Genomic DNA, 26,181 nt, shown 5'->3' with positions numbered 1-26,181 from the left:
CGCTAAGACCAGGGAGGGAGAGGACGCTAAGACCAGGGGAACTTATACTATTAAATCGTAATAACTTTTATAAGCCACTCCCCCAGCTGCCTCGATACACTTCATCCTAAACAAGTCAATTGTGGCGTCATCTATCTGGTTCTCACTACAATAAGCTATCTCCAAATCTAGCAACAAACAGGCCACAACAAAAAATGACTTAACATCTTGACAACAACTAAAAGTAAGCTCACCACATTCATCTAATATCTCTACTTCTTTAGTCTTTTTATTTAAGACATAGTCTAAGCCATGAACAAGGTTCTTTGCAAACATAAAATACTTGTCATTTTCAAGAATTTCTGAATCTATTCTTATTAAGCTGAAATAATAATGCTCAAATTCATAATTATAAACGAGTGAAAAAATCCCCTGAAACTCCGGCACAATATTACCTTTAGGTATTCTAGAATATGGATGTTTATTGTATCCTTGAAAACCCACTTCGAAAAGCTTGTTAAAACTATTCAGTTTATCAATAAAATTTGATTCTATCATAAGTCTAAAGGATTAGTCCTCTCTATCAATACGCTTAACACCTCTCGGGGTGTATGTATTTTTGTTCTTTTTAAATATTATGCCGTAAACAATTACTGAATTAAAGTACTCACTTGCCCCTTACTGGTCGCAGCGAGACGCTAAGACCAGTAAAAATACAGCCTAGCCTATGCATCTCGCCTGGGCCTTACATGTCAACCACTATCAATCCATCGCTCCAATTTTATAGGCTTGGTCAAAGACTAGTGTGCTGTGTTATAGACTATGGTCCAAGCGGGAAGCTAAGACTAGGTGGTAAATCATTTAGTTTTGAGTCCCTTTTCTAAATCATCAAAAACGGGATGGATTGGAGCTACCCTATCACCAAGAAATTCTTCCAGTTTATTTTTCATTTCCTTAGAAAAATTGCTGTAATGCAATCTATTCCTCGCAGGAAAGGCATTCCAAAGGGAGAGCTTCTCAAAATTCGTTAGTTTAGATAAATCCTCTGACCCAAATTTCTCCAATGCTATTTGATGCCAGATCATAAAATATGAAGATCTTAATGATTCAAACATATATTCCAGATTTTGTGAACCCTTTGTTAATACATCCTCATTGAGCACAATGTCAATTTCATACCCCCCTTTCTTATTTCTAAGTAGGTACTCACTGACTATCCCTTCCAATTGTTTTGTCAGAGAATTTGATTTAACATACAAACAATCTTGAGTCACATAAATAATCAAGTTATTTGAATCTTTAAATGGAAGCAACTCAGGGATTGGATCCTTCCTTTCATTAAGATTATTAAATCTCTTTACACAAGCATTTGAATTTACATGATTACACCCTGACGTAAGGGTTATTAAAATACCTCCAAATAAAAAAAATGTAAAAAACTCACTCTCATTATTTCTTTTTAGGGTTAGTAACTTTTAATTCCAATTTACCTTTTTAGACTTAACGACAACATTCCAAACTCCAGCTAACCAGCTAGCAAGGGGAATCGGAGCCGATGCACCAGCTTCCAATGGTCATAGCATCTTGCTCCTACTACCAAAATTGTGTTAGTCCATGCGTCTCGCCTGGGCTTTACATGTCAACCACAATCAATCTATAAATTTAATTTTATAGGCTTAAGCAAAGACTTGTCCTTCATGGTTACAGATTATGTTCTCAGCTAGATGTTAGGACCAGGTACGATAAAAACTTGCGTACCGCCCTTGACATGTGATACTCATGGATAAAATATGCCCTTGGGATGTATTTTTCACATTGCTCTAACTTATATAGCATAGCTTTATAATCCTTCTCAATGAAAGACTTGATGCCTGAATAGAAATATATCCTCACCATCTCGGATTTACGTAAAGATTCATCTGTACTCAGCATTGAGTAAAATTCCTCGGGATCAGTATCATCCAATATTAACTTACCAATGAAAGTATAACAGGAAATACCATATCTATTCACTTTAAGTAATTTCTTGATTCTCCTCAAAGAATCTTCTGCAACAGATTTGTTCGACCCAAGCATAGAAACCGCAAAAATCATTGCCTCCAGGCCAACGCCTCCTGCCTCATCAGTATACTTACAGCTCCTAGCTTCAAGAAGTGGCGGTAAGGCTTTATCTATATCATTGAGAAAAATATGGGCTATTGAAAGCCACTGGAATTCAGAATCTGTCTCCTTATTACCTTCATATTCCCATATTTTATCAACAGTATTGAAAACACTTTCATAAGATTCCAACATCAAAAGGACTGGTATAAGATTTCTGAGTTCAAAGGTGTTTTTAGTATTTTCAAATTTTGAAATGGCCAAATCTTTGGCCTCTAACCATTTCTCTTCAATTATCAGATCATAAACGGTTTTCATCACAGTTTAATGATTGTCAATGTTTCTGGATTATATTGAATTAACTCTGTATTCTTTAGCAATTTACCACTTCCCACATCTTTTTTAAACGTATATCTTCCTGAAGCTGTATTGGGTTTAAAATCACCATAGATATTCTCCGGTTTCCATGTCGAGTTTTTATATTCAGACGGGTGTTTCCCCGATGACTTCAAAATCGAATCCACTTTCTCCCCTTCTAGCAAATTTGAAATCTGTTTCAGGACACACCTTCTTCCATTGGTTGAAGCGTCTAGCTGCCCCCCCAACGTAAAAAGACCAATATCAATCCATCCCTCTAATCAAAGCTTCTTGCTTGAGCTCTGAATATACAACCACTATCAATCCATGGCTCCAATTTCATGGGCTTAGGCAAAGACTCGTGTATTGTGTTATAAACTGTGGTCTCAGCGAGATGCTAAGACCAGAGGGGAAAGCCTTCACATTGCTGCAAGGGCTTCTTTATTTCTATTATTATCACTACTTCATAAAACTCTCAAAATCTTCTTCATCTTTAAGTGCTTCTGGAAGAAATTCCTTTGCTGTCTTTAGAATGTCCTCCCAATGATGTAAAGTCAGTTCTATTTCGTTTGTAGTAACATAGGTTTTAAAAGATAACTCTTTGCTATCAGTTACTCCAATTTCCATAAATGGCTCACTACCACCTTCAAAAAAAACCTCTAAAAAAGAACATGTAGAGGATATATCACCTACTTTTTCATATCTAAGTGCTTTCATAATATTTACCTTATTCCTCTAAACTCTATAAAAACACCATCCTCCACTGGTCGTAGCGTCTCTCTGCAACCCTTCAACGTAAAAAGACCAACATCAATCCATCCCTCTAATCAAAGCTTCTTGCTTGGGCTCTGAATATGCAACCACCATCAATCCATAAATTTAATTTTACGGGCTTAGTCAAAGACTAACGTGCTGTGCGTTATAAACTGTGGTCTCAGCGAGGCGCTATGACCAGGGGGCACTTACTCCTTCACATCAACTAAAACACCCTCTTTATATATTTCAACTTTACTAACCTGACCTTCTTTATTGTAGCAAATCCACTTTCCATTTTTTTCACTTGTATCTTCAAAAAAAGATTCTTCAAACAAAACCCAACCCTCGCATTCTAAAAACCCTTGTTCATTGTATTCTTTTAAATAAGACTTCCACTGAGGGGTGTAGGCATTACCACTGTTATAAACCCTATCTGTGTTGATTGAAATCTGAGATTCTTCAATCATTAACTTGCTGCTTTTTTCATAGTAATAATACCATTTACCAGACCTTAGCCCCATACTATACCAACCTTTCGAATTGATCTTATCAGTAATCGCGTTATAAACCTGATACCAGCCATCCAAAGTATCATTTAGATAGTGTCCATAAAAAATAAAATCTCCGTATTTAGTAGTATCCACCCACAAACCTTGTTTAAACCCCAGAGAATCTCTAAAATTCCGTTTGTAGCTCATCAAATCTACTTTACTCAATGAATCAATCAAAGATGAATAATCTATGGTATCACCAGTGGTATAATTGTCATTGGAATCTCCAAAGTCAATACTGCCTGTATCGTTTGAATCTGCCTCCAACATAGCATTCTTTGATGGAAGTTGAGTTAAAGAATCACTAGTACCATGTTCAATTTTCGCTCCATTTTTGACTTTTGATCGACAGCCTAATGGGAATACTGACATAATACAAATAGCGATATATAAGATTGAGACAGCAGATTTCATTTTTGTTACATTCATAAAAATGATTAGTAAATTAAAGTAGAAAAAACATTTCCTTTTTTTACTGCCTTGTAAAAATCAGTTTTTAAAAAAATTTATGGACAGAAGAAAATTTATAGCCACAAGCGGTGCTGCATCTTTAGGTTTGGCAGTTGCGCCTAACATCAAAGCCTTTTCCGCAAGAAAGAAAATCAATGTTGGAATTATCGGAACAGGCGATCGTGGTTCGGGGTTGATGTCGCTATTGAAGCAAGTAGATGATATGGAGATTGTGGCTTGCTCTGATCTTCTTCCATTCAGGCTGGAAAGTGCTTTGAAAAAGACAAATTCAGCAAAAGGCTATGCTGATTACCATCAGCTTTTGGAAAGAAAGGACATTGATGCGGTAATCATTGCAGTTCCTTTTGGAGTTCATACGCAAGTGGTTTTAGATGCTCTTGACGCTGGCAAACACATCTATTGCGAAAAAACCATGATCAGAGGCTATGCCGATATTAAAAAGGTGGTGAAGAAGGTTCAGGCATCGGATAAGATTTTCCAAACAGGCCATCAATACCATAGTTCAAGGCTTTACACCAATTTGGTAGACCAGATTAAAGATGGTTTAGTAGGTGAAATCACTGCAATTGAATGCCAATGGAACAGAAATGGAAACTGGAGAAGACCTGTGCCTGATCCAAAATTTGAGAAAATTATCAACTGGAGAATGTATAAAGAGTGGTCTGGGGGCTTGGTGGCTGAGCTTTGTTCTCACCAAATAGATTTCTCTAATTGGCTTTTAGGCGAAACCCCAACTCGGGTAATGGGTTCTGGGGGAATTGATTATTGGAAAGACGGCCGCGAAACTTTCGACAATGTTCACCTGATTACCGATTATGCTAGCGGAGTTAAGGCGAAATATACTTGCACTACCATCAACTCATTGGGCGACTACCAAATTAAAGTGCTTGGCAAAAAAGGAACCGTACAGATTGATTATGATAAAGCTTGGTTCTTTGCCGAACCCAGCCAACAAAAAACTTATGGCAATGTAGATGGTGTTTCAGGGGCAACCATCAAATCCTATGACAATCGTGCTGGCTATCAGTTCAATTTAGACCATAAAGATCCAACGCTTCAAGCACTAATCGATTTTAGAGATGCCATTGTCAGTGGAAACGAACCACTTTCTACTGTGATTACAGGCGGACATACGGCTACGGTAGTTCAGATGGCATTGGATGCGCTGCACAATCAAAAAATTGTAAGCTGGAAAGATGAGTATACTTTGGCTTAATCCATTTCTAGTCAAAGTGTCTCGCTTTGACTTTTAACCAGAGTTCCAGATAAAATAGGCCTCAGAAGAAATCAAGGCCTATTTTGCTGATATAACATTCTTTAAACCACAGGTTTCCAACCTTTTTCATATTCTCTTCCCCAGAGCTTCATGGCTTCTCGGCTGTCTGGCTTGCCATCATTGGTGCTCGTATTCAGTAAACCACCAAATCGCTGAGCCATATTTCCTAGATGGCACATCAAGGTACTTTTATGTGCTTCAGTGGCTGGAGAATTCAGTGTTGCTCCTTCCCTGATTCCGTCAAGGAAATTCTTCATATGGTAACCATCGAGCCCACCAATTCCTACCAAATCTGTGGTCGCTGATTTTTCCTTTTCCGTAGCCGATTTAATCACTTTCCCATCTTTATCGAAGATTTCGTAGCCATTTCGGTCTACAATGGCTGAGCCTTCAGTGCCATAAATGGCGGTTCCTCTACCTCGGTTATGAATTAAAGGAAAAGTTCTGCAGCTTCTTCCTTCCCAAGTAATCATTTTGTCTTCGCCATAGTAGAAACTTGCCAATTGGGTATCGTAGAATTCCCAATCATCTTCAAAGGCAAATCTGCCGCCTTGAGAAACTACTTTGTTCGGGTACTCAACGCCCAACATCCAACGCGCAATATCCAGTTCGTGGAGGCCATTGTTGTTGATTTCGCCCGTTCCCCAATTCCAGAACCAGTGCCAATTGTAATGCACATAATTGTCATGATAATCTTTTCGTGGTGCAGGGCCTTGCCAAAGGTCCCAGTCCAACCATTCGGGAACAGCTACTTTCTTACCTGAGCCAATCGGTCCACGATTGTTAGAATACCAAGCCTTTGCGTAGTACGGCCTTCCAATCGTTCCTTTTTCAATTTCTTGCTTCAACTCTTTTGAAGTAGGTGCTGAACGCTGTTGGTTTCCGATCTGAAGCGTTTTACCTGTTTTTGCCTGAACCCGAATCAGCCATTCTCCTTCTTGAGGATTATGCGAAAATGGTTTTTCCAGATAAACATGCTTACCGGCATTCATGGCCATAATGGCCATTGGTGCGTGCCAATGATCAGGTGCCGCAATGGTAATGGCATCAACATCCTTGTTTTCGAGCAGTTTCCGGATGTCTGAATAAGTCGTCACCCGCTTGCTATCCAAAGCACTAAAAGTCTTAAAAGTTTTGGCGAAGGTTCGGTTATCGACATCGCAAAGACCAATCATCTCAGCTATTTTCGGGTATTTCTCCAAAGCACCAATATGAGCATGGCCTCGACTATTTATTCCCGCTGTAGCCAGAAGCACTCTGTCATTAGATCCGAGAATTCTGGAATAGCTAAATGCTGGCATGCTCATGGCAAGTCCTGCTGTTCCCAAAGCCGATTTCTTCAAAAAGCTTCTTCTGGTTTCGTTGTTTTTATGCTTCTCCATGATCTAGAATTCTCTGATTTTAATACTTCTGAAATGAACTGTATTGCCGTGGTCTTGCAATAGAATATGACCTTTTGGCCATTGGCCGAAATTCTCCCAATCTTTGTATTTACTGTAAGCTACAAGCGCTCTAAAAATTTGCGAGAAACGATCGTATTCAACAACCTTCTCATTATTGAGCCAATGCTCCACTTTTCCGTTTCGTGAAACAATTCTAGCATCGTTCCAAACATTTAAGCCTTTGAACTGCTTGCCTCTGCCAGGAACCGATAGATTTTCGGCAGTGATAAGATCGTAAAGCGAGCCAATTGTTCTGTTGCCATTCACACCCATTTTAGCATCTGGGTGATTTCGATCATCCAACAATTGGAATTCGCAACCGATTGCGGAACCTGCTCCCTTATTCAGGTTTGGATCGACAAAATATTTGATGCCGCTATTGGCTCCTTCGGTGATTTTAAATTGAAGTTGAAGCTCAAAATCAGCGAATTGATCTATCGTAACGATGTCGCCTGGGCCGGTAGATTCACCGCCATCCGTTTCGAGCACGGTTAAGACTCCGTCTTTCATTTCCCAGCCACTTTTCGGGAAATGATCTAGCTTGGCACCTCTCCATCCATTGGAAGTTTTTCCATCCCAAAGCAATCTCCATCCTTCACGTTTTTCTCTTTCCGTTAAGGTGTTCACCAAATAGTTCAGTTCAGGCACTTTTGGGTCAGTTTCCCAGCGATATTGTTCTGGGTTTTTGGTAAGAATTCGCATGTTTTTCCACATGATATGCTTTCCAACATCTTCATCTGGCACACTATGAACCTGAAGGCCAATAAAGCCGCTTGCCGTCATATCATCCACAAAGTCCGCACATTGAACACCGTTGATCCATGTACGAATGCTGCTACCAATGGCTTCAACACGAACTTTATTCCATACACCGTTGCGGAAAGCGGTTTTCGCCTTTTCGTTTCTTGAAAGTGGATACATCCACAGTCTTCGGGCTTCATCATAAATTCCACCTGAAAACGCACGAGAACTTGGATCCATTTCTACCTGATAACCATGAACCCTTCCGTTCATATAGTCTTTCAGGCTATGGCTCCTGATTTGTACACCACTGTTGATGGCAGGATCTACCAGTGTTTCAAATTCAAGAATGAAATCACCATAGTCCTTTTTGGTAACCAGAAATGTATTTGAGGTGTTTTTCTGGGTAGTGCCTACAATGGTTCCGTTTTCGATTTGGTAGGTTCCATTGCCGCCCAGTTTTTCCCAGTCATTCAAATTACTACCGATCATATTTTGCCATTCCTGCGAAAAGGAGGGCTTGATAAGCAGTAAAAAGCTTGTTGCAAAAATAAGTTGGAGGAGTTTTCTCATAGGTAAGTTGTTGAAAAGTTAGATGGCCATATTGAATATTCAGCGCGTTTAATAAGTGAATCAATATTGCCAAATGAATATAGGAAATCGATTGCGAACTTGACAAACAAATGATTGATGAATGGAGAGTTAGTTGTTAACTTCTCCTTTTATAAAGCTGAAGTCAAAAAGTGTTCTAGAAACTTAATGATTTTACCAAAACGATTACTTAAAATTAACCCAAATAAGAGCAGGGTTTTCAGAAGAGATCACTTCGTCTAAAGTTGTGCCTTCATGATATTTGATTTGACTTTCATCCAAGGCAGAAAACAAAGCCTCCACTTCATCTGAATCGAGGTTCATTAGCAATCTACCATCTTTCCATAAAATCGGAGTTGGGAAAACATCTTCGTCTTTTACACTGTAATCTATCTCAGAAACTTCACCTGTGGCTCTATTGATAAGCTTAGCACCATAATCTGAAAAAGAGGTATTATAACCTAAATAGACAAATTCAGAACCTACCCAAGTATTGTAAATCCAAACCTTTCCCGATGAACCGATATTCTGCATAGACATTTCTCCGTTTTTATACATTTCGGGGTCGCTCCACAATAATTCATCTCCAAAATCAAAAGACATTAAAGGAGTGATCGACTTGCTTTGAGAGAAAAAGTAAACGGTATCCCGATAAGAATGCTTAAACAAAACACCGTCTTTATAAGGTTTAAAGGCATTTATACTTGAAGAAATCGGAAAAGGCACATCTATCGTATAAGGACTCCATAGCTCTTTCTTTTTAAGGTCCTTATCGAGTACAACTACATTGTATCGCAGACTATCATCGATAAGTCTCATGCTCATATCCATTACGTAGCCATCTCCAAAACTCCAGGCATGCATTCCAGAATAATCCGACTTTTGGCTGTTCACAAAATTCCCTTCGAAATCAAAGGTTTTGATTCTGTCTTGATTGATATCCCAAATTTGGATGGTGTTATTTTTAAGCCAAATGCTGTGAATAGATTCATATTCCTGAGGGCCCTCGCCCATCTTGTTAAACTTATGTTGGAAATTGCCTTGAGTATCGAAAAAGTAGATATTCCCTTCTCTTGTTTCGGGCAGAATAAAACCACCTTCGTAGAGCATAATTCCATTGGTATAGGTAAGGTACGAATCGGCAGTTTCTTCCAACCTTAACAGCTCTACTGAAGAAACCAAATCAGCAAAATCCTTTCCATTAGAATTTATGCTCAGCTCGTAGGTTCTAAAATCGTCTTTATTTTCAACTTTCACCTGCTTTTCTTCTTTGCCTTTAGAACAGCCAAGCAGAAGCAACAAAACCAAAGTAAAACTTAGAGCGACTTTCATAATCCTTCCATTTAAATCCATGATAATCAACGAAGCATTGAGTCAATATCCAAACCTAAAGCATAAAAATGAATTTCAAACAGCATTATGGTTAAGCCTCAAAAAGAAATTGTCAGAAAAAAACAAATCAATATTGCTCCTTCTAATTTCGAGAAACTCCGATAACTTTTATGACTCTACTTAAACTTAACCCAAACCAAGACTGGATTTTCGGAAGATTCGATTTGTTCTAAAGAGTTACCGCCAACAAAATCACTTTGATCTGCCTTAAGTGGAGAAAGAAACTCACGAATTACGTCCGAAGAAATAAGAAACAAGAATTTCCCATCCTTAGTTGTCAATGGATTTTTAGGGGCAATTTTATGCTTACCATAATCAACTCTATCATATTCATGACTGTTCCGGTTCACTATAAAATGAGGACCTTTGCTGCCGACAAGTGCCTTTACATATAAATGCTCTAGCCCAGAAGAAATCATCAATCTAGAAGGCATTTCTGATGTTTGCATTTTATTATAAACCATGGTTGGATCATCAAAAACAGAGTAATGATTCCAAAACCAATCCTCTCCAACATCAATTGAAAAGTGAGGTTCTGCCTTATGCCCCACTAATTTGTAAATGGTATCACTTAAATAAGTCTGATACGCAACATGTTTTCCATCATACTGGAAAACATTAAAACCATCAAAAACAGAAAAACCAACGGGATGGGAAAAAGGCAAGGCGGTGGCAACCGGAAGTAAATCTCTGTCCAAAAATAAAAGCCTAGCCTTTAGAGTATCTGCAATCAAACCATAATCCGTGTCTAAAACATATCCATTATCAATAGGGAAAAGATGAGTGGCATTTTCATTTATTTTATCAGTACTATTCTTGAAGTTACCAACTAAATCATAGGAGAAAATCCTTCTCTTCCTTCTATCATAAAACGTAACAGTATTATGTTTTAACCATATATCTCCTATGTAACTGTACTCTTCAGGGCCAGAGCCTTGCCTGTTTATTTTACTTATAAACCTTCCTTCTGAACTGTATACAAAAAGAAAATCCTGTTTGTAGTTAACAATAACTATTGAAGAGTCATTTGTTGACACAAGAGTAACATTCCCAACCTGTGCCTCAGGCGTTTCTTCTAGCTGAACGACTTCAACATGATCTATCAATTCATAATAAGGAATTGCTTCCTTATGAATGTCAATAGTATAGGTTTGAAAACTATCAAGATCAGCATTTTCATTTTGAGCTAATTCCTTGTTTTGAGAACAACAAAATACTATCGTCATTCCAACCAAAAAACAACTCACCTTTTTCATAGAAACCATGTTTAAACATATTCAGCATTGGACCGACAAATCCAATCGAGTTATTCCATCTCCTTTTTAAACTTAACCCAAACCAAGACTGGATTTTCGGAAGATTCGATTTGTTCTAATTTGGCTTTGCCCTTTAATCTTACCTGACTAGGTTCTAAGCCGCTAATCAGGTCAGATAAATCGGGAGATGAAATACTGAAAATTAAGCTGCCGTTTTCCCATTCCAACGGAAAGATTGACCACTTACTACCATCAGGCTTTCTTAAATCCAGCTCCTTGTAAGCCGCTGTTTTTCGATTGATAATAGCATATGCATTCTTATTCAATGCTCTTTTGAATTCCAGAAAAATCCATTCTTCATTCACCTTAGTAATAGAAGACCAAATCAAATCCGTCTCTCTTATGAGCTTGGTTATGTCCGACATTTTTTCAGTAGGTTCACCGCTGTTCCACAACCACTGCTTGCCAAAATCCAGTGCTAGTATGGGTTCAACTTGATCGCTTTTCACCATGAATACGGTGTCATTCACACCTTGATCGAACAACATACCACCTCTGTAAGGTGAAAAAGAATTGAGGGTTGAAAATATAGGCGTTTGAACACGCTTGGCATAAGGTGCGGCCCAACTTCGGACGGTATTATCCTTGTTCAAAAACAGAACATTATACTTCAAGCTATCTTGAAAAGGCCTGTAGCTAAGGTCGGTTATAAACCCATTTTCGAAGGAACGAACATGCATTGCGAAGTTTTCGAGCTTCCAACTTCTTTCGAATTTTCCATGAATATCGTAAGCACTGATCAACTGCTTGTTCAAATCAAAAACGTAGATGAAGTTGGCGTCCGTCCAAATGCTATGAATATATTCATATTCTCCTGGCCCATCTCCTTTGTGATTGAACTTATGCAGAAATTCTCCGCTAGAAGAAAAGATGAATATATCACCTTGATTTCCGCTATTCACCACATATTTGCCATCAAGCGAATTGAGGTTAAAAATATAGCCCAATAAAGAATTCTCAGTTTCTTCCAAACCCAAAACTTCAACTTCTTCAATCAACTCCAGTAAAGGAAAGGCCTTAGATTCTAAGTCGATGGAATAGGTTTTAAAGGAGTCAGTTAAATCCTCAGGTTCGGTTGTGGAATCTCCTTTTTGAGAACAGCTAAAAACCGAGGAGATCAAGAGCAAAAAATAAATAGCTTTATTCATATCTAACTCAATATAACTTTTCCTAAAGCAATTACTTCTGAAAAATAAACTTTATATGGCTAAATATGAAGTCCGAAAACTACCTAAACTTCACCCACATCAACACTGGGTTTTCGGAAGATTCGATTTCTTCTAAAGTTGTGCCTGCCCTAAATGTTTTCTGATCTTCTGCTAACCCTTCTAAAAAAAGAGCGACCTCTGTGGACGGCAAATACATAACAAACCTCTCTCCTTCCCATTGAATAGGACGTAACCCCAATGGAATGTGGTTAGCCAACGGTAAATCTACCTTCACTACCTCCGCCTGATTTCTATCTATGAAAATATATTGAGGAGAGTTTCTGCAGTTCACCAGAATATATTCTTCCCCCACATAAGGGGTGAAAACCCATACTGCATCTTCACTTTTCCTTAATTGACTATGTTTTTCTATATCGGTTCGAAGAAACTCGTTTTTCCAAACCCATTTTTCACCAAAATTCAAACTAAACAATGGCCGAGCCTGCTCATTTTCGAATAGATAAACCGTATCCATAAACGGATCGTGATAAACAACCGAGTTTTTATAACTCGAAAAACTATTCGCTCCATAGAGTCCAATTTCATGATATGTAGAAGGAATTTGCTTTGATGTTATAAGCAAAGAAGAATCGACCGTTATGGCGCTGTAGTGATCCCCTTCTTCAAATCTACTCTGGCTCATATCCATTACATATCCGTTTAGATAAGGATATATATGAAAAGATCGATGTGGGTTTTTTCTTTTGTTTATAAAATTTCCCTCCCAATCATATTCCACTATATATCCACCCCCACTTATCCCTAACAAGTTATTGCTTGCCCAAAAATTACTAATCCCACGATACTCCTGAGGACCTTCACCTCTATGATTAATCTTTCGGACAAACTCACCAGTTTCCGAAAAAACGTGGATATCTGAATTGGACCAAGAAGTTAAAACATAACCTTGATCAGAGTGCCCCAAAAAGGCGATGTTAGACAAAAGAGATTGATCGGTCTCTTCCAGTCTCATTATTTCTACTTGATCTATCAAGTCAGAAAACGAGGCTGATGGAATCTCTGAATCAATGGTATAAGTGGTAAAAACATCCACGTCTTTAGAAAAAGTATCCTCTGTATTTTCTCTGGTTTTGGAACAGGAATTCAAAATCAAAAAACAAACTGCAACAGCTGTATAGTATCTCATTTATAAAAAATTTTGTTAAACCAAAAAAATAAAATCTACCTACCCAAAGAAACTCCTTTCACTGAACTGTAACTATAATGTATTAGAATACCGAGGTTTTGTTATCAATTTAACCTACTATCAGTACCTTAACAAAAGCATACTTATCATAATGTAGTCCTATAAGCTTTCAATCAATAATATCTATAACCTATACATGCTAAAATTCTCTCCATACATTTCCATTTATGATTTAAAAATAGATTTTGAGGCTTTGAATGAAGTTATATGGACTTTTTCAAAGAACCTGAAAGGAATTGGGACAATCAAACAGCGATTCAATATCCATATTGTAGATCACAAGGACTTCGAAAGACAGCATTTGCATGGCAGTATAAAATCAATCTGGAAATATTTTGACCAGAATAAAATGAGAAATGAATCATTAACAACTCAAAAGACAATCATTTTAGAATTTATCACGGAGTGCTTATTATCCGTAGCGGATAAATTGGACTGGGATAGGGCCTCAATAAACACGGCACAGAAAAAAAGCATTGATGATGGGATTGAATTTGAATTCCAATCTCAACTTCGACTGAACCAGTCAAAAAGAACAAGCGGCCAAGTGAAACTTAAACTGAAAAAGAATAAAGTATCGATATATGCCATTTTAAAGTGTAGGGATAGAGAAATGAAGGAAATTTTAATGCTTGACTCTTTCCCTATTCATATTTCATCATTTAATACTTTTAGAGAATATCGATGGATAAATGAGGAAGAGTTTGGCTTCATTTTTCCCAACGGAATTACCTTAACATGTTCATTCAATAATTTAAAATCAAAATGGAATCATAATGACAAGGAAGAGGATTACGGGTTTATCCGATCTGTAACATATACAGAAGTCTCTTCGAAAAGTGAGATGATTGAATGGATGAATAAATAAATTCTTAAATAAATCTTTGGCTAAAAAGTACTTTATATTGAAAACTGAATTAACCTAACGTTTAGAGAATTACCACAGTGAGATTTATTAGAATACGCTGTTGATTGACAACTGTGCCATAAGTATTAGTTGCATTCAGCAAATACTTGAAAAGAATACCTAATGCTATGAACTATAGTATTAAGAAATAAGCATCTCAGAATACTGGTATAATTGACGAGCTATACAGCGAAGTTTGATTCAACCATTTATTTATTTCTGACCTTAGATTAAAAAACACCTTAGCCATCTGTAAACCACGCTGAACGAATTTATATTATGTCTATTTATGCAATAGGAGATATCCATGGCTGCTTTAAATCATTAACTACTCTATTCAAAGATCATGAATATAAAACAGATGACACTTTCGTTTTTCTTGGAGATTATATTGATAGAGGCCCTGGTTCAAAACAAGTCTTAGATTGGTTGATTGATTTTTCCAAAAAGACAAACTCTGTTTTTATCCAAGGGAACCATGAAATTTTAATGCTATCAGCACAGAACAACGAAGATAGATTGCTTGAGTGGATAAATTTTGGTGGCAACAAAACTTTAAATTCTTTCAAGGCAAAACCAGAAGAAAATTGGAGCCATAAAATAGACGCTGTTTACTGGAAATTCTTGTCGAGAACCGAACCATATCATCAAATTGACAACTTTATATTTGTTCACGCTGGTATTGACTTAGAAAATCAAAACAAGCACAACCTATTTTGGAAAAAACAAGAAATACCAAGTCGATTCTCTGATACCCAAAAAGTAATTTGCGGGCATACTTCTAGGAAAAATGGAGAGATTGCAGATTTCGGACACACGATTTGTATAGACGCCTATGCTTATGGGGGGCAATGGCTCACACTCTTGAATGTTAATACCGGAGAATATAAACAGACAAATGAGAATAGAAAAATAAAAAGAGGGCAGCTACTTACTCGATAGTCACCCCAAACGAATTAAAGCACTCATCCTCTCTTAAACTTCACCCACATTAACACTGGGTTTTCAGAAGATTCAATTTCTTCCAAAGTTGTGCCTGACATAAAATTCCATTTTCCTGGCCCCAGTTCCTCCAAAAAATCGGACACATCTGTTGATGCAATTGACATCAGACCAAGGTCTCCGCTCCAAATTCTAAAGGACACATCATACTCTCCATTAATTTTACGAAGATCGATCTGCTTAAAATCCCCTGATTTGCGATCAATCCAAATTGGTGGAGTCTTCTGTTTTCCAAGGTTTTCTACATTCGCAACAATGTGTTTTTTACCCACTTTGGGTGAGATGAGAAAGACTTGATCATTATCTGCAAATTCTGTCAATGCTTTCATTATATCGGTTCTCCTTTCAGAAACCTGCCAATAATATTCATCTCCAAAATTCAATTTCATTAAAGGGTGAATTTCACCTGATTCAATAAAATAGATCGTATCATTAAAATGGCTTTTATGAACCAAGTCTTCTCCATAAGGAAAAAAAGTACTTTGATCGGAGCCAAGTCGATACTGATTGATTTCTTCAAAAGATCCTTTGAAAGATTTCAATTTTAAGTCCTTATCGAGAAACGCAAATCTGTATTTTAAAGAATCAAGCAAGAGCTGATTCGACATATCCGTTACATAGCCATCGGGAGTTGGATGCACCGCCTTAGCTGAAAAAGGCAATTGATCCTCTTTTAAAAATACACCTTCCATGCTATACTTTTTGATAGAGCTTTGCTTAGTGTCATAAATACAAACGGTATCTCCTTTTGACCAAAGATTTCCAATTGTCCTATATTCATGAGGAGCATCTCCCAAATGATTAAAACTGGAGAGATAATTTCCCTCTAAGGAGAAAGAATACACTGTTTGTTCTTTTAAACCCGCCAAAATTATGTGATCGCCCATTTGCTGTACATAAGCAATGTAAGCCAGCTGAGAAGAAGAGGTTTCCTCAAGACGCATAACTTCTGCCCTTTCTATCAGGTCAACCAGTTTAATTTTAGGAGCTTCTCTAGTTAGATTATACACTCTAAATTCATTGGAAACAGGATCGCTTTGTGTTGTCTCTTCTGTTTTATCACCTTTGGAACAGGAGAGAATTGAAAGAAGAATGAGCATTAAATGGCAGGCTTTTTTTCATTGCTTTGTTAGTTTATCAAAAGTTTACAGAGTATTCCACAAAATCTAAAATCAGTCTTTTTCATTTCTATTTAAACTTAAGCCAAACCAGAACTGGGTTTTCAGAAGATTCAAGAGTTGAGAAAGTGCTTGAAGTTTTATAAACCACTTGGTTTTTATCAAGCTGAGTAATTAAATATTGTGCGTTTTCGGGACTTGTAGAAAAAAGCAGTTTATCATTTTGCATTCCCAAACAGAAATAAGAAAACTCCTTTTCATCAATTTGGCCAAAGTCAACGTGCTTCATTTTTCCACTGCTTCTTTCAATTAAAAAGTCTTCCGATTCAAAATAACCAAGCGATGCTTTCACAAACACATATTCTTGACTTACGCTGATTCCCATATCCCAAATCATTGGTTCTAATCCCATGTCACGAGCATCTTCTGCGGTTGGCTCTTCCTTTCCCTTCCAATACCAATCATTACCAAAATCAAAATGCATGAGCGGACTCAATCCCTTTTCACTTAACCTGTAAACCGTGTCGCTATTATTCCTAAAAAGCAATAGATCTTCTCCGTAAGAAAGAACCGAATTACGGGAAGAAAGCATTTGAAAATAGACCTTATGGAAAGGAAGAAAAGCGGCTTGAACCTCGAGTTTTTTATTCAACCAAGCATATTTGAATTTAGCGGTATCATTAAGCACATTAAAACCTGTGTCTACTCCGTAACCATGCTTAAACCCTTGAATATGATTGGCTTCAAAAGGAAGCCGAAGCGAACTCAATGATTCTCCTTGCAGCGTATATCGATTGATTCTGGATCCCGGTTTAGAATACACCACTATGGTGTCTCCTTCTAGCCATAAATCCGTGACCATTTCGTATTCTCCTGGCCCTTTTCCTTTATGGTTAAAAGTGCTCTTTAATTCTCCCAAAGTATCATACACATAAATATCGGTGCCGTATCCGTTGTTAAAAACCATGTTGTTTTGATAAAAACTTACGCGAAAAATATTCGATAACAGAGAAGTATCTGATTCTTCAAAAGCAAGCACTTCCAAAGTCTCAACAAGGTCAGAAACCTTGATTTTAGGAGTTTCCAAATGCATTGGGTAAGAGTGAAATTCTTCAGCATTCTTAATAGAGCCTAGATGATTTTCACCTTCAGAGCAGCTAAAAACCATGCAAATCAGAAGCAATGAACACAAAATCACTCTCATCATATTTCTCATTAAAAAGTCAAAATTGTTACCTAAACTTCACCCACATTAAAACTGGGTTTTCAGAAGATTCGATTTCTTCCAAAGTAGTGCCTGCCCTCAAAACAGTTTGTTCCTTTGAGAGGCCCAACAAAAAGGCCTCCACCGATGTAGAACGCAAACTCACGAGCAGTCGCTCTTTATCCCATCTTATCGGAATGATGCCCTCAGTATCTTTCAGCCTCCAAACCTTGCCTGAGTTTCGATTAATTAAGGTATTTTGGAGTTTCGCATCGAATGCATATTGAAGGTAAAGAAAAGAACTCCCTGTATGCACCCCGAAAGCCCCTATCATATCCCTTCGAGACAATAAAGCATTGGCCTTTTCAGGATCAGAAAAAAGAGCCTGACCTTTCCAAATCCAATGATCCCCAAAATCCAGTGCATAAAGTGGCTCAAAATGATTTTTCCGGTATAAATACACGGTATCGTTCATAGCATCGTTGTAAACCAAATTTTGTCCGTACCTTCTAAATTGATCTACTCCAAAAGTTAAAACCATAGTCTTCAGCTTTTTATAGAGAATTTCCTGCTGAACCAACTTCATGTCATCATTAAGCACAGCCACAGCATAGGATTCATTTCCGATGGGGTTTTTAGAAACATCCAGAAAGTATTGCTGATTATGGTAGGCTAAAGAAAGTGTGGCAAACGGCAGACGTTTTGCTTCTTGCCACTCACCATATTTGTTATACTGCTGAACTCGCATATTCTGGGGGTCGAACAAATAAAGACGATCATTGCTAACCCAAGAATTGAGTGTGTAGGCATATTCCTTCGGGCCAATTCCTGAGTGATTGAAAGCTCTTAAGAACGCTCCGTTTTCACTAAAGAAGTAATTATCGCCAGTGCTCGGAGATGAAATGACATACTCGCCTTCTATTTCTGAAACCTGATATACATCCTTTAAAAAAGAGTTTTCAGTTTCTTGGAGCCGCATTATCTCTACCTCGGAAATGAGGTCGAAAATAGAGCTAGGCTTTAGCGCTACATCAATAGCATAAGTTCTAAATTCATCAATATCGGGTTGGGAAGTATTTTGTGATTCTTTAGCATTTGAACACCCCAAAAGCAGCATACAAAGCACAAAACAGTAAATCTCTTTCTTTGTATTTTTCATTTTGCGTACATACCTAAGGTTCAAATTATTACTATTAGTATTCCTTTTGCCTTTCACTTAAAACATGGATGAAAAGCTACTTGAATTTCACCCACATTAACACTGGGTTTTCGGACGATTCTAGTGCTTTTAGATTTGTTCCTTCTGCATAACCAACCTGCTCAGGTTTAAGCATCTTTTCGAGGTCAACCGCGTAGGACGGAACCACCGCCAAAAGCAATCGACCATCTTTCCAACCGAGACTCACAAAATCGGAACTTTCTTTTGCTCCTTTGGGCATTCCATCAATTCTGAAAACTTCTTGAGTATTTCGATTTATCAGAAAATACTCCCATTGCGAATACGCAATCAAAGCCTTTGCGTAAATAAAATCATCTGAAATACTCATTGCTATTTCCCAAACCTGATCAGAATTTTCAACAGCAATAAAATCTTCCGTTTTCCGATCAGGCCTATCTTTCCAGAACCAGTCATCCCCTAAATCGAAATGAACGAGCGGCTTGAGTTCGTTTTCAGAGAAATAATAAACCGTATCGCTATTCATTCTAAAAAAGGTCATTCCATCCTTATAAGGCATAACTGTGTTGATTGAGGGAAGCACCGGAACTTCGGGGCGTTTATATGGAAGAAACTGACTTACGGGATTGAAATTCTTATCGAAGGCTACAAAATTACTCATGATAGTATCTTGAAGAGGGCTGAAATTCATATCAGCGACATAGCCGTTTTTATAGCGACCGATGTGTCCGGCAAAAAAATCAAGCTTGGTAGAATTTATAAAATTGCCTTCTTGATTATACCTCTTGATAAAACGGCTGCCCCGCGAATAGATGGCTATTGTATCCCCTTCTAACCATAAATCTGTAATCCGCGAATACTCTTCTGGTCCCTTTCCGGCTTTGTTGAATTTCTTCAGAAACTTACCGCTCTGGCTAAAAAAATAGATATCATCTCCATCATAGAAAATCATCTTCCCTTTCGACCAACTCATTTGTTTCACATCCGTCAACAGCGATTCCGGTGTTTCCTCAAGCCCTACAAACTCGACTTTATCGATTAATTCTGACAAGTCATAATCTGAAACCTTTAAATCAATTAGGATCGACTTAAACTCAATTTCAGACTTGGAGGCTTGCTCAATTTTATTTTGACTTTCAGAACAAGCGAAACAAAGAGCAACCAAGATCACAAAAGGGAGAACTACTTTCATTTTCTTTCCATTAAAAAATTACACCTACTGCTTAAACTTTAACCACATTAAAACCGGGTTTTCAGAAGATTCAATAGATTCTAATGTGGTGCCAGACTTAAACTTCACTCGTGATGGCACAACCTCTGCCAGCAACTCATCTATATCATTCGAATGGATTGAAGCCATTAAATAGCCAGCATCCCATGCTATAAAACTTATCGAATTTCTTCCATCTCCTTTATTCGATAAATCAATAAGAGTGATTTCCCCTGAGCGCCTATCAATTAGAAAGGGCGAACGTTCCGAAAGTGTCATTCTAGCAGTAAGCAGAACATATTCCCTGTTTAAGAAAGTATTTATATCACTCACTTTTGACTTGGACCTTTCCGACAAAGGCGATGCAAGCATCATTTTCCCCTCCTCATCCCAATACCATTTTTCTCCAAAATTGAAATGCATCAAAGGCCTTACTTGATGGTTTTTAATATGGTATAAGCTATCCGACATTACCCCTAAATAAGTTGCACCATCACCATACGGCTTTATAGAAGGAAATTGTGAGAACACATGCATTTTAGGAATCGTGGTGTAAGGCAAAAACGTGTCTTTAAGCTCATGCTTTTCATTTAAAAGTAACAGTCGAGATTTTATAGAATCCTTGAACAACTCATAGTTCAAGTCATAAACAAAACCATCCACTAGTGGAAATACATGCTGAGTAAAATAAGGTAAGCGAAAAGAACTAATGAAATCTCCTGCCATGCTGTAGCGCTTAATATATTGGTCTTCCTTAGAGAAAACAGATATGGTGTCACCTTCAATCCAGAAGTCATAAATTCGGCCATGCTCCTCTGGGCCAATACCCATTTTGTGAATGTTATGAGAGAAATTTCCTCTTTCATCAAAAACGGTCAATCCTCCCTTTGTAGGGACTACAAAACCTTGATCGAATTTGCTAAGTGTTAGAACATACCTTAAAAATGAATTCTCAGTCTCTTCAAACCTCATGAGTATTACTGTATCAATCATATCAGCAAGCCTAGTGCTTGGCATTTCCATATCAATTGAATATGAACGAAACTCATCTACTTGATTGGTAGCGTTGTCATTGTTTTCACTTTTTGCACAGCTGATTAACATGCTAGCAATAAGAACAAAGGAGAAAATCACTCTCATGATTCTTCTAATGGATTGACGTTTTTTACTAGGAGTTATAGCTACAGAGTTCTCAATTCTCAAGTACTACTTAAACTTTACCCACATTAAAACCGGGTTTTCAGAAGATTCGATTTCTTCATAAGAGGAGCCCTTTTTATAAATTACCTGCTCAGGTTTTAATTTGCTTGTTATGGCTAAAACATCGGTAGAAAGCATCTGAACCAACAATCTATCTCCATCCCATTTTAGCGGCCTAAAGCTGTATTGTTCCCCTTCTTGCTTTGTGACATCAAGAATAAATTGGCTATCATCCTTTCTATCAATTATGGAAATCAATCCTCTACTAAAACCCAATCCATAAGAAAGAAACACATAGCGAGGGCTCAGTTGAGACTCAACCGCCCAAACCTTTTCCGATTGCTGAATTAGAGTCATGGCCTTACTGGACTCAGCCATTAATTGAGGATCAGTCCACAACCAATCATCTCCAAAATCGAAATGTAGAATGGGCTCCACCTTGGAATCTTTGATATAAAAAAGCGTGTCGCTCATCAAGGTGCGATAAGCAGCCCCGTCCTTGTATTGATTAAAAGTATTTAGACTGATTGTTAAAAAAGTTTGAATCATTTCTTGAGGCAAATGCTCAGAAGTTTTATTCAACTTCTTATCAAGAAAAAACAACCGATACTTAGACTTTTCACTATTAAGATCGCCTACATATCCATTGCCTAAATAAAATATATCTTGAAAAGGTAAGTCTGCTTTTTGGTATGAAATGAATTCCCCCTCCTGCGTGTATTTCAAAACCGATCCTTCTAAACCCGTATATACACCCACATTTCCGTTTTCCAACCAAAGGTTTTGAACACCTACATATTGCTGTGGACCGTCTCCTTGATGAGAGAATTTGCTCTTGAAATGCCCTTCGGAATCATAGAAGAATATCTCTCCGGTTTTTCCGCCAAAAAAGACCAATTCATCTGGTGTACTCACGAATTTTTCGATGTACGCTATAAAGCCTCCCTCCCCTTCTTCCAAATCCAAAAGCTCAACGGATTCGATGGCATCGACAAGCTTTACTTGTTCAGCATCCAAATTGACCGCAATGGATTTAAAACTATCTGAAATCTCGGGTTCTATTTCTTGAGTTTTTTGGTTTGAACTACAAGCGAATAAAAAGGAAATTGCAAAAAATATCGGAAATGCTTTTTTCATAAAAAATCAGTAAAATCAACTAAAACCCTATAAGAATAACTAATTGAATAGTTAAAAGCAATAATTGACTCAACTGATTTTAAATAGGCTTTAACTAGGATTCATGATTTCGATCTTGATTTTTCACTCATGGAGTTTTACTGACCACCTGAGGCGTCAACCATTTGTAGTCAATCATTTGCTTCAAGTTGAAAGCACCTAAAAACTTAGCTGTTTGAAAAAAATTCGTTTCGAAATGCTCGCAACCAACCCACTCAATTGGCCAGGCCTCTCGTTGAATCATGGTTCTCAAAACTTCTCCATTTTCCATAGCATAGGCCCGATCAATAGCCGCAATGGTAGGTTTTAAAACTGAATCGTGAGCCTCTTCTCCAAAATCAGTTATTCGATATTTAACATATTTTCCCTTCTGGCTAACTAAAAACTCTTCTCCATCTTCTATTTGAGCCAAAGAGAGCTGATAGTTGGTAGTCAGTTTTCCTGCCTGTGCAATCAGAGGACTATCGGTGAATGACTTCAGAAAAAATATTCCACGACATCTACCATCATCATTAAACTCAGCATCGTTTACTAACAACCTAAATGCAACATGCTGATAATTAAATGATAACCCTTTTGGAAAAAAGTCAGGCCTCATCTTCTTCAATTTTACATTTACCATTGAAATGATAGCTCTTCCATCAAAATTTCGAACCTTAATCCCCGAAGGAACAAGTCCGCAAACTTCTTCCATTGCAACACTAAAATTGATGAGTTTAACTTCGTGTAATTCACCCACATAATTAATTGGAAGCTGTTTTAAGAAACTCATAGTGAAAAGATTTGGAAATAATTCACCAGAAAACAAGCACCAAGTTGAAGGCAAAGAAGCCAAGAAACTGTCCAAAGCTGACTTACCCCTAAAAACCTAGCCCGTAAATAGTGCATACGAAGCATATAGAGTGAACTGAAAGCTATGTTCAGAGACACAACAATTACATTGAAAGGAGCCGGAAGCCAGAACAATAGCAGCGATGGCAACAGAACAAAGACTCCAACAACCATAATAAAGGATAGGTGTCTAAGATAATCTTTCAGTAACTCAAAGCGCATTAGCATTATGGCCAAGGTTATTTGGAAACACCAACCTAACCCGACTACCGCGGTTACCTGCGCCCCTCTTAGCGCAGGATTATAATCTTGTAAATACCCTATTTCGTAGCCCAATGCAAAACTAAACACTACAGAAAGTAGAACACAAAGCCCTAACCACCTTGTAAAATATTTACTCGAAAAAGGAGGTTCACAATCGCATTGAAATTTCCTTTTCCTTGGAAACAACACATAACGGTTGAATGAAATGGCATGATAAAAGAACTCCAGTATCTGAAAGAACAAACTCTGCTTTTTGACAGATTTGAGAAAACGGAGCTTTTCCCCGAAAATAAAGAGCACAGCTTCCAACCCATAATTCGCTTTATGATTCTCCTTGTCAATCATTGCCATTTCATACTTGAAATGGGCCGGATCTATCTGCGCATAAAGGGATTCGTTCAATGTATGGTAATTCAAACAATCTTGTTCTTTAATTACACCTAGCCTTACTAATGCCTTTTTAGAATTGAGGCAAAGGCCACAGTTACCATCGTAAATAATCCACTGATTCAACATGGCTATAGATTAAAGAGGGCGTCTATCAGAAACAACTCGGTTTTTCGCTCTTTTTCTCATTTCAAAAAAGATGAAGAGATTAAAAAAGTGCATTGCCCCTAAAATCAGAGTTATAGTTCCAACACTTCTGCTCAGGCGTTTCATCAAATCAATAAGATTGGCAACTTCCCCCATATTCTGAAGAGTAAAAACTGCATATCCGAGATTGATAAGGTAAAAACCTACCACTAAAAGCCGATTAACACTATCTGCCAATTCTTCATTACCATGGTAAATATCAACAAGAAACACCCTTCCATTTTTAAAAAGCGTTCTGGCCACCCACATGGTTAGCAAAATGGTGACGATCAAATAAATTGAGTAAGCAACTACAGTATAAGTCATGGTTTTAAAATTTAGTGTGATACATTTTTATACTTATTTAACTTTCAATAATTACTGAAAGTAATTGATTAAATTTTTTTAACTTTTAAAGTGGTAGGTATTCAAACTTATCAATTGCAATAGAGCTATCGAACAGGGCACAGCTACTATAAAAATCTCGATCGATCCTTCAAATGACCAAACCCCAGCAATAGTTGGCACAAACCAAAGCATATAACCAAAGCTTAGAATCCAATAAACGATAGTGTTTCTCCTAAACCATTTTGCTTTTTCTTTTAAGCCAACGGAATAGTAAACTGATAACGCTATTTCAAAAAAGCCGAAAATGGTCATCAATATAAATCCCTGTATAATAGCTCCAAACCCATCATAACTTTCTGAATTGTCATTAAAACCATAGATCAGACTGGAGCTCATAAAAAGGAAAAGCGCGTTCATCAAAAATATTATAACACCTAGTATTCTCATTTCATCATTCGCATTAACACCTGAAAGAACCAATTTTTATCAGAACGTATGAATTTATCCAATGCCCCGTCTACTTGTTTTGTAAAGCCCTGAAGATCCTTTGTTACATGCTTAAAGTGATCGATCTCCTCTGCAGAGCCCGACACTTGTTGAACCTCTTCTAAAACTTTCATTACTGGCTCAATCTCTCTTCTTCTACGTTCCCTAGAAACCTGTCGCGCCAGCTCCAACACATCCTTCTCGGTTGAAAAGAATTCTTTCCTTTCCCCTGGCTTATACACCTTCTGAACTATGCCCCAATCAATTAAACCACGAATATTCATGTTGGCATTACCCCGAGAAATCTGCAACTCTTCCATGATATCTTCTGTACTCAAGGGTTCCTCAGAAATCAATAGCAATGCATGAATCTGCCCCATTGCTTTATTGATTCCCCAAGCCGAACCGAGTGTACCCCATGCTTGAATAAATTTTGATTTCGCTTCGTTGTATTCCATAAATCAAATGTAATAGAAATTATTTAACTTTCAATAATTACTGAAAATTAAATTACTTATTTGCTCAAATTATTTTAAATTCAGCTATGCTAGCGAGCAATATTGACGAGGTAATCGATATTCTGGATGACATGGTGGCGGTTTCGCAAAGGAACAACTGCCCAATGGGTTACTTTCCTGTGCTTTATAAGAAAGTGACTTTGGCGATTCATGCGGCCATTAAAAATGGTGAATTTGATGATGCTGAAAGAATGGAGAGGTTGAACGTGGTTTTTGCCAACCGATATTTCTCGGCTTACATTCTTTATAAGCAAGGCAAGCAACCTCCAGTTTCGTGGAATTCAGCATTTTCAGCTTCGGATAGCTTTTGGCCTATTGTTCTTCAGCATTTGCTATTAAGCATAAACGCCCATATCAATTTCGACCTTGGCATAGCAGCTGCCCAAGTGGCTCCAGGAAACGAAATCGAGTCTTTAAAAGATGATTTTTATCGGATCAATCAAATCCTTTTCAACTTAATTGAAGGCTTTCAACAGGAACTGAATCGCGTTTCTCCCGTATTAGGCGTATTCAATAGCTTGGCAGGAAAAATAGATACCAAACTGGCAATTTCTAGCTTGTTTAGAATACGCAATTCAGCATGGGATTTTGCCGTAGTGTTTGCCAAAAGTGATGAGGCTACGCAAAGAGAAATGCTCAAACATCGTGATGAACAGACTGCTTCTCTCGCTTCCCATATACTCCAACCCATGTTTATTTTATCAGCCATGGCCAGGTTTATCCGTGTTTTTGAATGGAGAAGTAAAACTGAAAACATCTTCATGCTTCAGGGTTTATAAA

26 protein-coding genes are annotated in these 26,181 nt (G+C 37.6%); 4 read left to right on the top strand and 22 right to left on the bottom strand.

Annotation, left to right across the window (positions count from 1 at the left end; genetic code table 11):
* Positions 1 to 42: 42 nt before the first annotated feature.
* The 5 genes from ACXACJ_RS02505 to ACXACJ_RS02485 form a co-directional block, all read right to left on the bottom strand.
* Entirely contained in the window at positions 43 to 537 is a 495-nt protein-coding gene (locus tag ACXACJ_RS02505; protein WP_475132689.1) for a hypothetical protein, read from the bottom strand.
* A 299-nt stretch (positions 538 to 836) separates the two neighbouring features.
* The gene (locus tag ACXACJ_RS02500) at positions 837 to 1,292 is read right to left on the bottom strand and encodes a hypothetical protein (protein ID WP_475132688.1); all 456 of its coding nucleotides are present in this window, start codon (positions 1,290 to 1,292) and stop codon (positions 837 to 839) included.
* Positions 1,293 to 1,695: 403 nt separating this feature from the next.
* A complete protein-coding gene (locus ACXACJ_RS02495) occupies positions 1,696 to 2,397 on the bottom strand; it encodes a hypothetical protein (RefSeq protein WP_475132687.1) in 702 nt (233 codons plus the stop codon).
* A 498-nt stretch (positions 2,398 to 2,895) separates the two neighbouring features.
* Entirely contained in the window at positions 2,896 to 3,153 is a 258-nt protein-coding gene (locus ACXACJ_RS02490; protein ID WP_475132686.1) for a hypothetical protein, read from the bottom strand.
* Between the two features lie 245 nt (positions 3,154 to 3,398).
* Positions 3,399 to 4,157, bottom strand: coding sequence for a toxin-antitoxin system YwqK family antitoxin (locus tag ACXACJ_RS02485; protein ID WP_475132685.1), 759 nt, complete (start codon positions 4,155 to 4,157; stop codon positions 3,399 to 3,401).
* A 94-nt stretch (positions 4,158 to 4,251) separates the two neighbouring features.
* Here ACXACJ_RS02485 and ACXACJ_RS02480 point away from each other — a divergent pair, with 94 nt between their 5' ends.
* A complete protein-coding gene (locus ACXACJ_RS02480; protein WP_475132684.1) occupies positions 4,252 to 5,430 on the top strand; it encodes a Gfo/Idh/MocA family protein in 1,179 nt (392 codons plus the stop codon).
* 101 nt (positions 5,431 to 5,531) lie between these two features.
* Here the strand turns inward: ACXACJ_RS02480 and ACXACJ_RS02475 are convergent, their stop codons facing one another.
* The 6 genes from ACXACJ_RS02475 to ACXACJ_RS02450 all read right to left on the bottom strand — a co-directional run bounded on the left by ACXACJ_RS02475 (position 5,532) and on the right by ACXACJ_RS02450 (position 13,327).
* Complete coding sequence (locus tag ACXACJ_RS02475) at positions 5,532 to 6,872, bottom strand: Gfo/Idh/MocA family protein (RefSeq protein WP_475132683.1); 1,341 nt, start codon at positions 6,870 to 6,872, stop codon at positions 5,532 to 5,534.
* Positions 6,873 to 6,875: 3 nt separating this feature from the next.
* Positions 6,876 to 8,246: a 3-keto-disaccharide hydrolase gene (locus tag ACXACJ_RS02470; protein WP_475132682.1), complete on the bottom strand. Its 1,371-nt coding sequence runs from the start codon at positions 8,244 to 8,246 to the stop codon at positions 6,876 to 6,878.
* Between the two features lie 204 nt (positions 8,247 to 8,450).
* Positions 8,451 to 9,596: a 6-bladed beta-propeller gene (locus tag ACXACJ_RS02465; RefSeq protein WP_475132681.1), complete on the bottom strand. Its 1,146-nt coding sequence runs from the start codon at positions 9,594 to 9,596 to the stop codon at positions 8,451 to 8,453.
* Positions 9,597 to 9,772: 176 nt separating this feature from the next.
* Positions 9,773 to 10,912 (bottom strand): 6-bladed beta-propeller, encoded by a 1,140-nt coding sequence (locus tag ACXACJ_RS02460; RefSeq protein WP_475132680.1) that lies wholly within the window; start codon positions 10,910 to 10,912, stop codon positions 9,773 to 9,775.
* A gap of 50 nt (positions 10,913 to 10,962) precedes the next feature.
* Complete coding sequence (locus ACXACJ_RS02455; RefSeq protein WP_475132679.1) at positions 10,963 to 12,120, bottom strand: 6-bladed beta-propeller; 1,158 nt, start codon at positions 12,118 to 12,120, stop codon at positions 10,963 to 10,965.
* A gap of 79 nt (positions 12,121 to 12,199) precedes the next feature.
* Positions 12,200 to 13,327 carry a 6-bladed beta-propeller gene (locus ACXACJ_RS02450; protein WP_475132678.1) on the bottom strand — a complete coding sequence of 376 codons (1,128 nt, stop codon included), beginning with the start codon at positions 13,325 to 13,327 and terminating at the stop codon, positions 12,200 to 12,202.
* 196 nt (positions 13,328 to 13,523) lie between these two features.
* On the opposite strand from ACXACJ_RS02450, the gene ACXACJ_RS02445 reads away from it, so the two are divergent.
* Both ACXACJ_RS02445 and ACXACJ_RS02440 read left to right on the top strand, forming a co-directional pair.
* Positions 13,524 to 14,255: a hypothetical protein gene (locus tag ACXACJ_RS02445; protein WP_475132677.1), complete on the top strand. Its 732-nt coding sequence runs from the start codon at positions 13,524 to 13,526 to the stop codon at positions 14,253 to 14,255.
* A gap of 318 nt (positions 14,256 to 14,573) precedes the next feature.
* Complete coding sequence (locus ACXACJ_RS02440; protein ID WP_475132676.1) at positions 14,574 to 15,236, top strand: metallophosphoesterase family protein; 663 nt, start codon at positions 14,574 to 14,576, stop codon at positions 15,234 to 15,236.
* 23 nt (positions 15,237 to 15,259) lie between these two features.
* Here ACXACJ_RS02440 and ACXACJ_RS02435 read toward each other — a convergent pair whose 3' ends face one another.
* The 11 genes from ACXACJ_RS02435 to ACXACJ_RS02385 all read right to left on the bottom strand — a co-directional run bounded on the left by ACXACJ_RS02435 (position 15,260) and on the right by ACXACJ_RS02385 (position 25,341).
* Positions 15,260 to 16,396: a 6-bladed beta-propeller gene (locus tag ACXACJ_RS02435; RefSeq protein ID WP_475132675.1), complete on the bottom strand. Its 1,137-nt coding sequence runs from the start codon at positions 16,394 to 16,396 to the stop codon at positions 15,260 to 15,262.
* An 88-nt stretch (positions 16,397 to 16,484) separates the two neighbouring features.
* Positions 16,485 to 17,621, bottom strand: coding sequence for a 6-bladed beta-propeller (locus ACXACJ_RS02430; RefSeq protein ID WP_475132674.1), 1,137 nt, complete (start codon positions 17,619 to 17,621; stop codon positions 16,485 to 16,487).
* A 25-nt stretch (positions 17,622 to 17,646) separates the two neighbouring features.
* Entirely contained in the window at positions 17,647 to 18,777 is a 1,131-nt protein-coding gene (locus ACXACJ_RS02425) for a 6-bladed beta-propeller (RefSeq protein ID WP_475132673.1), read from the bottom strand.
* 76 nt (positions 18,778 to 18,853) lie between these two features.
* Entirely contained in the window at positions 18,854 to 19,987 is a 1,134-nt protein-coding gene (locus ACXACJ_RS02420) for a 6-bladed beta-propeller (protein ID WP_475132672.1), read from the bottom strand.
* 24 nt (positions 19,988 to 20,011) lie between these two features.
* The gene (locus ACXACJ_RS02415; RefSeq protein WP_475132671.1) at positions 20,012 to 21,145 is read right to left on the bottom strand and encodes a 6-bladed beta-propeller; all 1,134 of its coding nucleotides are present in this window, start codon (positions 21,143 to 21,145) and stop codon (positions 20,012 to 20,014) included.
* A gap of 66 nt (positions 21,146 to 21,211) precedes the next feature.
* Positions 21,212 to 22,342 (bottom strand): 6-bladed beta-propeller, encoded by a 1,131-nt coding sequence (locus tag ACXACJ_RS02410; protein WP_475132670.1) that lies wholly within the window; start codon positions 22,340 to 22,342, stop codon positions 21,212 to 21,214.
* A 127-nt stretch (positions 22,343 to 22,469) separates the two neighbouring features.
* Positions 22,470 to 23,153, bottom strand: a complete 684-nt coding sequence (locus ACXACJ_RS02405) for a DUF2071 domain-containing protein (RefSeq protein ID WP_475132669.1) — start codon at positions 23,151 to 23,153, stop codon at positions 22,470 to 22,472.
* On the bottom strand, positions 23,150 to 23,992 hold the full coding sequence (locus ACXACJ_RS02400) for a DCC1-like thiol-disulfide oxidoreductase family protein (protein ID WP_475132668.1): 843 nt from the start codon (positions 23,990 to 23,992) through the stop codon (positions 23,150 to 23,152). Before ACXACJ_RS02400 ends, ACXACJ_RS02405 begins: the two co-directional genes overlap by 4 nt.
* Before the next feature lie 9 nt (positions 23,993 to 24,001).
* A complete protein-coding gene (locus ACXACJ_RS02395; protein WP_475132667.1) occupies positions 24,002 to 24,376 on the bottom strand; it encodes a hypothetical protein in 375 nt (124 codons plus the stop codon).
* A gap of 78 nt (positions 24,377 to 24,454) precedes the next feature.
* Complete coding sequence (locus tag ACXACJ_RS02390; protein ID WP_475132666.1) at positions 24,455 to 24,814, bottom strand: hypothetical protein; 360 nt, start codon at positions 24,812 to 24,814, stop codon at positions 24,455 to 24,457.
* Between the two features lie 26 nt (positions 24,815 to 24,840).
* Complete coding sequence (locus tag ACXACJ_RS02385; protein ID WP_475132665.1) at positions 24,841 to 25,341, bottom strand: GbsR/MarR family transcriptional regulator; 501 nt, start codon at positions 25,339 to 25,341, stop codon at positions 24,841 to 24,843.
* A gap of 86 nt (positions 25,342 to 25,427) precedes the next feature.
* Here ACXACJ_RS02385 and ACXACJ_RS02380 point away from each other — a divergent pair, with 86 nt between their 5' ends.
* Complete coding sequence (locus tag ACXACJ_RS02380; RefSeq protein WP_475132664.1) at positions 25,428 to 26,180, top strand: DUF5995 family protein; 753 nt, start codon at positions 25,428 to 25,430, stop codon at positions 26,178 to 26,180.
* Position 26,181 lies beyond the last annotated feature (1 nt).

Source organism: Roseivirga sp. AWQ4_251 (genome assembly GCF_056158225.1).
This window is presented reverse-complemented; position numbering and strand designations above follow the sequence as displayed.

Excerpts from the sequence above, each read along its gene's own strand:
- ACXACJ_RS02415 (WP_475132671.1), bottom strand. The coding sequence starts at position 21,145 with ATGAGAGTGATTTTCTCCTTTGTTCTTATTGCTAGCATGTTAATCAGC.
- ACXACJ_RS02380 (WP_475132664.1), top strand. The coding sequence starts at position 25,428 with ATGCTAGCGAGCAATATTGACGAGGTAATCGATATTCTGGATGACATG.
- ACXACJ_RS02495 (WP_475132687.1), bottom strand. The coding sequence starts at position 2,397 with ATGAAAACCGTTTATGATCTGATAATTGAAGAGAAATGGTTAGAGGCC.
- ACXACJ_RS02505 (WP_475132689.1), bottom strand. The coding sequence starts at position 537 with ATGATAGAATCAAATTTTATTGATAAACTGAATAGTTTTAACAAGCTT.
- ACXACJ_RS02485 (WP_475132685.1), bottom strand. The coding sequence starts at position 4,157 with ATGAAATCTGCTGTCTCAATCTTATATATCGCTATTTGTATTATGTCA.
- ACXACJ_RS02420 (WP_475132672.1), bottom strand. The coding sequence starts at position 19,987 with ATGAAAGTAGTTCTCCCTTTTGTGATCTTGGTTGCTCTTTGTTTCGCT.
- ACXACJ_RS02450 (WP_475132678.1), bottom strand. The coding sequence starts at position 13,327 with ATGAGATACTATACAGCTGTTGCAGTTTGTTTTTTGATTTTGAATTCC.
- ACXACJ_RS02460 (WP_475132680.1), bottom strand. The coding sequence starts at position 10,912 with ATGAAAAAGGTGAGTTGTTTTTTGGTTGGAATGACGATAGTATTTTGT.
- ACXACJ_RS02395 (WP_475132667.1), bottom strand. The coding sequence starts at position 24,376 with ATGACTTATACTGTAGTTGCTTACTCAATTTATTTGATCGTCACCATT.
- ACXACJ_RS02445 (WP_475132677.1), top strand. The coding sequence starts at position 13,524 with ATGCTAAAATTCTCTCCATACATTTCCATTTATGATTTAAAAATAGAT.
- ACXACJ_RS02435 (WP_475132675.1), bottom strand. The coding sequence starts at position 16,396 with ATGCTCATTCTTCTTTCAATTCTCTCCTGTTCCAAAGGTGATAAAACA.
- ACXACJ_RS02470 (WP_475132682.1), bottom strand. The coding sequence starts at position 8,246 with ATGAGAAAACTCCTCCAACTTATTTTTGCAACAAGCTTTTTACTGCTT.
- ACXACJ_RS02490 (WP_475132686.1), bottom strand. The coding sequence starts at position 3,153 with ATGAAAGCACTTAGATATGAAAAAGTAGGTGATATATCCTCTACATGT.
- ACXACJ_RS02480 (WP_475132684.1), top strand. The coding sequence starts at position 4,252 with ATGGACAGAAGAAAATTTATAGCCACAAGCGGTGCTGCATCTTTAGGT.
- ACXACJ_RS02425 (WP_475132673.1), bottom strand. The coding sequence starts at position 18,777 with ATGAAAAATACAAAGAAAGAGATTTACTGTTTTGTGCTTTGTATGCTG.
- ACXACJ_RS02385 (WP_475132665.1), bottom strand. The coding sequence starts at position 25,341 with ATGGAATACAACGAAGCGAAATCAAAATTTATTCAAGCATGGGGTACA.
- ACXACJ_RS02405 (WP_475132669.1), bottom strand. The coding sequence starts at position 23,153 with ATGAGTTTCTTAAAACAGCTTCCAATTAATTATGTGGGTGAATTACAC.
- ACXACJ_RS02400 (WP_475132668.1), bottom strand. The coding sequence starts at position 23,992 with ATGTTGAATCAGTGGATTATTTACGATGGTAACTGTGGCCTTTGCCTC.
- ACXACJ_RS02465 (WP_475132681.1), bottom strand. The coding sequence starts at position 9,596 with ATGAAAGTCGCTCTAAGTTTTACTTTGGTTTTGTTGCTTCTGCTTGGC.
- ACXACJ_RS02475 (WP_475132683.1), bottom strand. The coding sequence starts at position 6,872 with ATGGAGAAGCATAAAAACAACGAAACCAGAAGAAGCTTTTTGAAGAAA.
- ACXACJ_RS02440 (WP_475132676.1), top strand. The coding sequence starts at position 14,574 with ATGTCTATTTATGCAATAGGAGATATCCATGGCTGCTTTAAATCATTA.
- ACXACJ_RS02410 (WP_475132670.1), bottom strand. The coding sequence starts at position 22,342 with ATGAAAAAAGCATTTCCGATATTTTTTGCAATTTCCTTTTTATTCGCT.
- ACXACJ_RS02455 (WP_475132679.1), bottom strand. The coding sequence starts at position 12,120 with ATGAATAAAGCTATTTATTTTTTGCTCTTGATCTCCTCGGTTTTTAGC.
- ACXACJ_RS02390 (WP_475132666.1), bottom strand. The coding sequence starts at position 24,814 with ATGAACGCGCTTTTCCTTTTTATGAGCTCCAGTCTGATCTATGGTTTT.
- ACXACJ_RS02430 (WP_475132674.1), bottom strand. The coding sequence starts at position 17,621 with ATGATGAGAGTGATTTTGTGTTCATTGCTTCTGATTTGCATGGTTTTT.